Here is a 663-nt window from a genome sequence, read left to right as displayed (position 1 = left end):
AGACTCATCTTGTAGCAACACTGCAAGCAAATGCACAGGATCAATGCCCGTATGATCACGACCTAACGCTAGGCTCTGAGCTTCTTGAATGGCGGATTGCAGTTTTTGCGTAAACTTCTCAAATCTCATGTTTATATCCTTTTATAATTAGTATTTTCAGTGAGCCTTCCAAGGATTATCTTAGTCTAGTACCCACTGTTATCTGTCACTTATATAAGGTATATATACACCTATTTCAAGACGATTACCAAATAAAACCTTACTTAAAACAATGATATTTATTATTAACAAAATTTAAATGGGCTATTAATACTAGATAAAGGAAGTTAGTAGATAGGAAACGCCATCTTATTGATGTAGATTAAAGAGAAATCTCCATTGAATACGGTAATAAGCAATGCACTTATTGAGCATAGACCCAATCATAATGCGACTATGCTACTCCACGATTTCGATAGGAGTACCAAGTATCACCGCTGCCATAATTTCATCCATCTCATCATTGGTAACCGCGATACAACCATCGGTCCAATCGCGTCGTTGATTCAACCAGCCCAAATGTCCAAAGCCATTCATTTGCCCATGAATCATAATATCGCCGCCCGGATTGACCCCTAATGACTTCGCTCGTGCCTTGTCTTCATCATTTGGATAGCTAATATG

2 protein-coding genes are annotated in these 663 nt (G+C 38.3%); both read right to left on the bottom strand.

All coding sequences use genetic code 11. The annotated features are described in order from the left end of the window. Window positions 1-129, bottom strand: a 129-nt coding sequence (locus ACS8FC_RS18185) for a Clp protease N-terminal domain-containing protein (RefSeq protein ID WP_439297818.1), incomplete at its 3' end; no start/stop codon positions are given. 309 nt (window positions 130-438) lie between these two features. Beyond that, on the bottom strand, window positions 439-663 hold a 225-nt coding region (locus ACS8FC_RS18180), incomplete at its 5' end, for a L,D-transpeptidase family protein (protein ID WP_439297817.1).

The organism is Psychrobacter sp. 1Y4 (assembly GCF_051847555.1).
This window is presented reverse-complemented; position numbering and strand designations above follow the sequence as displayed.